4 protein-coding genes are annotated in these 3,981 nt (G+C 70.2%); 3 read left to right on the forward strand and 1 reads right to left on the reverse strand.

The window, feature by feature from the left end; all coding sequences use genetic code 11:
- Positions 1 to 46 precede the first annotated feature (46 nt).
- Positions 47 to 1,069, forward strand: coding sequence for a c-type cytochrome biogenesis protein CcsB (gene ccsB, locus NT132_RS02635; protein ID WP_297784347.1), 1,023 nt, complete (start codon positions 47 to 49; stop codon positions 1,067 to 1,069).
- Positions 1,070 to 1,185: 116 nt separating this feature from the next.
- Here the strand turns inward: ccsB and NT132_RS02640 are convergent, their stop codons facing one another.
- Positions 1,186 to 2,178 carry an o-succinylbenzoate synthase gene (locus tag NT132_RS02640; protein WP_297784348.1) on the reverse strand — a complete coding sequence of 331 codons (993 nt, stop codon included), beginning with the start codon at positions 2,176 to 2,178 and terminating at the stop codon, positions 1,186 to 1,188.
- Positions 2,179 to 2,211: 33 nt separating this feature from the next.
- Between NT132_RS02640 and NT132_RS02645 the strand changes: the two genes are divergently transcribed.
- Positions 2,212 to 3,012 (forward strand): LLM class F420-dependent oxidoreductase, encoded by an 801-nt coding sequence (locus NT132_RS02645; RefSeq protein ID WP_297784352.1) that lies wholly within the window; start codon positions 2,212 to 2,214, stop codon positions 3,010 to 3,012.
- A complete protein-coding gene (locus NT132_RS02650; protein WP_297784355.1) occupies positions 3,009 to 3,911 on the forward strand; it encodes a 1,4-dihydroxy-2-naphthoyl-CoA synthase in 903 nt (300 codons plus the stop codon). The genes NT132_RS02645 and NT132_RS02650 overlap by 4 nt, the downstream gene beginning before the upstream one ends.
- Positions 3,912 to 3,981: the final 70 nt, after the last annotated feature.

Consider the following 3,981-nt stretch of genomic DNA (forward strand, 5'->3'; position numbering starts at 1 on the left):
CCCCCACCCCCGGTCGTCCCGCGGCCCCCGACCTAGACTGAGGCCCATGTCCGATCAGCTCACGTTCGACACCGTGTCGGTCCTGCTCGTCTGGACCGCGATCGCGGTCTACGCGCTCGCCTTCATCGCGTACGCCATCGACCTTTCGCGTCGTGGCGCGCAGGCGGTGGATGCGCAGGACGCCGCGCGCGAGCGACAGCTCGTGGGCGCCGCAGTGGGTGGCGTCGGGACGACCTCGCCGACCCTGGATGCGACATCCCTCTCCGCGCGTGACACCAGCGGCAAGCGTCCGCTCTGGGCCCGCATCGGCACCTCGCTGACCTGGCTGGCCTTTCTCTTCCATGTCGGCGCCGATGTCACCCGGGGGATCGCGGCGGGTCGGGTGCCGTGGTCCAACATGTACGAGTTCTCGCTCACCGGGACCATGCTCATCGTCGCGGTGTACCTCGTGGTGCTCTTCCGCTACGACCTGCGCTTCCTCGGCACGTTCATCACCGGACTCGTCGTGCTCCTGCTGGGCGGGGCGACCCTCGGCTTCTACGTCGCGATCACGCCGCTGTCCGACCCGCTGAAGTCGCCGTGGCTCGTCATCCACGTGTTCGTCGCGTCGCTCGCGACCGCGCTGTTCGCCCTCGCCTTCGGCTTGTCGGTGGTGCAGCTCCTGCAGTCCCGTCGGGAGCGCAAGAAGCTCGCGGCGGCTGCGGACGGAGTCCCGGCGACCAAGACCGGGCCGAAGTTCCTCCGCATCCTGCCGGGCGCCGATGCGCTCGAGTCGCTTGCCTACCGGTTCGCGATCATCGGGTTCATCTTCTGGACCTTCACGCTCATCGCCGGGTCCATCTGGGCCAACGACGCGTGGGGCCGGTACTGGGGCTTCGACACCAAGGAAGTCTGGACCTTCGTCATCTGGGTGCTGTACGCCGGATACATCCACGCCCGCGCGACGCGTGGCTGGCGCGGCACCCGCTCGGCGTGGCTGTCGATCATCGGCTTCGCCGCCGTGATGTTCAACTTCACGATCGTGAACATGTTCTTCAAGGGCCTGCACGTCTACAGCGGCCTGGAATAAGCCCAGCCCTCACACGGCCCGCCGCCGCGCCGAGACCACATCCGTTCCGCGAGACCACATGCATTCGGGTGTGGTTTCGGCGAACGGATGTGGTCTCGCGGTCGTGCCGGGCCGGGTCAGCGCGCGGCGAGCACCTGGTAGCAGCGGTCGAGTCGAGCCAGCCACCAGTCTCGGCGCTCCTCGCTGGCCGCGAGCTCGGATAGGAGCGCCGGCTCCGGCTCCGCGCGCCGCACCCGGATGACGCCGCCCTCGGCGCGGAGCGGGTCCGCGGTGACATCCCGGGCGAGGAGCGACGCCGTGCCCAGCCCGCAGTCGTAGTTCAGTTCCGGCAACGCCGCGGCGAGAGCCAGACCCATACCCAGCCCGACCGAGGTGTCCAGAGCGCTGGAGACGACGGCGGGGACGCCCGCCCGGGCGACCACCTCGAGCGCCTGCCGGACACCGCCGAGCGGTGCCGCCTTGACCACGACGAGGTCGGCGGCGCCCTCGCGGACCACCCGGATCGGGTCCTCGGCCTTCCGCACGCTCTCGTCCGCCGCCACCGGGATGCCGAGGTAGCCGATGCGGCCGCGAAGCTCGGTGAGCTCGGCGACGGTGGCGCAGGGCTGCTCGAGATACTCCAGGTCGAACTCCGCGAGCGCGCGCACCGCGTGCTCGGCCTCATCCACGTTCCAGCCGCCGTTGGCGTCGACGCGCACGCGACCCTCGACCCCGAGGATGCGGCGCACCTCTCGCACCCGCGCCACGTCTTCCGCGAGGGTCTGGCCGCGCTCGGCGACCTTCACTTTCACCGTGCGGCACCCGTCGAACCGCGCCAGCACCTCGGCGACCGCCTCGGCCGGCACCGCCGGCACCGTGGCGTTCACCGGGATCTCGGCACGCCGGGCGACGGGCTGCGGCATCCAGCCGAAGTCGATCGCCGCCGCCAGCCACGTGGCGGCCTCCGCATCCTCGTATTCCACGAACGGGGAGAACTCGCTCCACCCCTCCGGGCCGTCGAACAGCAGCGCCTCCCGCACCGAGATGCCGCGGAACCGGGTGTTCAGGGGGAGGGCCACGACGTGCGCGCTGGCGCGCAGCTCGGCGAGGGTGGGCAGAACGATGCTCATGCCCCCATCCTTCCCCGGGAATAGGCTGGCGTCATGCCTCTTCTGGAAACCCCCGTGCGCCTCGGCGTGCAGATCGAGCCGCAGCAGGTCACCTACCCCGCCATCCGGGAGGCCGTCACCCGGCTCGAGGACATGGGCGTAGACATCCTCTTCAACTGGGATCACTTCTTCCCGCTACACGGCGACCCCGACGGCCCGCACTTCGAGGCGTGGACCATGCTCGCCGCATGGGCGGAGCAGACCGAGCGGGTCGAGTTCGGCTCGCTCGTGAACTGCAACAGCTACCGGAACGCCGACCTGCAGGCCGACATGGCCCGCACGATCGATCACATCAGCGAGAAGGGCACCGGCACCGGGCGCTTCATCTTCGGCACCGGGTCGGGCTGGTTCGAGCGCGACTACGACGAGTACGGGTACGAGTTCGGCACGGCCGGGTCCCGGCTGAACGATCTCGCCGCGGACCTTGACCGCATCGAATCGCGCTGGGAGAAACTGAACCCGGCGCCGACCCGCCGCATCCCGATCCTCATCGGCGGCAAGGGCGAGCAGAAGACGCTGCGGATCGTCGCGAAGCACGCGGACATCTGGCACAGCTTCGTCGGCCCGGACGAGATCGCCCACAAGCTCGACGTGATCGCGCGCTGGAGCGACACTGACGGCCGCGACGCGTCCGGCCTCATCGTGTCGAGCGAGCTCAAGGGGCGCGACGAGGCGGCCGCCGACGCGCTGTACGACGCCGGCGCGCGCCTGTTCACGCTCGGCTTCGGCGGCCCGGACTGGGACTTCGCGCTCGTGCAGCGCTGGCTCGATTGGCGGGATGGGAAGAACGCATGACCGTCTCCGACATCTTCGACGAGGCCGAGTGGCGCCTCGCGCCCGGCGCCGACGCGTACACCGACATCACGGCGCACGTGACCCACGACGGACGGGTGGCGCGCATCGCCTTCGACCGCCCCGAGGTGCGAAACGCCTTCCGCCCGCACACGGTCGACGAGCTGTACCGCGCGCTCGACATCGCCCGCCAGGACCCGAAGATCGGCGTCGTGCTCCTCACCGGCAACGGTCCGAGCCCCAAGGACGGCGGCTGGGCGTTCTGCTCCGGCGGCGACCAGCGCATCCGCGGCCGCGACGGGTACACCTATGCGGCCGATGAGGCGACGGCCCCCGACCCGGCCCGGTCCGGGCGGCTGCACATCCTCGAGGTGCAGCGGCTCATCCGGTTCATGCCCAAGGTCGTCATCGCCGTGATCCCGGGCTGGGCGGCCGGCGGCGGGCACTCGCTGCACGTGGTGTGCGACCTGTCGATCGCCTCGGCGGAGCACGGCCGGTTCAAGCAGACGGATGCGGATGTGGGCTCGTTCGACGCGGGCTACGGCTCCGCGTACATGGCACGCCAGGTCGGCCAGAAGTTCGCCCGCGAGGTGTTCTTCCTCGCCGAGGAGTACTCGGCGCAGCGGGCCTACGAGATCGGCGCCGTGAACCGGGTCGTGCCGCACGCCGAACTCGAGACCGAGGCGCTCGCGATGGCGCGCACCATCCTCACGAAATCGCCCACCGCCATCCGGATGCTGAAGTTCGCCTTCAACGCGATCGACGACGGGCTGATGGGGCAGCAGGTGTTCGCCGGCGAGGCGACGCGCCTCGCCTACGGCACGGACGAGGCCGTCGAGGGCCGCGACGCGTTCCTGGAGAAGCGCGACCCCGACTGGTCGCCCTACCCGTACCACTTCTGATGCCCGCCTACCCCCGCGCGAGACTTCACGTATGTCCCATATCGCCGCGCGAAACGAGACATACGTGAAG

The sequence above is a fragment of the Microbacterium sp. genome, from assembly GCF_026393345.1.
GTDB lineage: Bacteria > Actinomycetota > Actinomycetes > Actinomycetales > Microbacteriaceae > Microbacterium.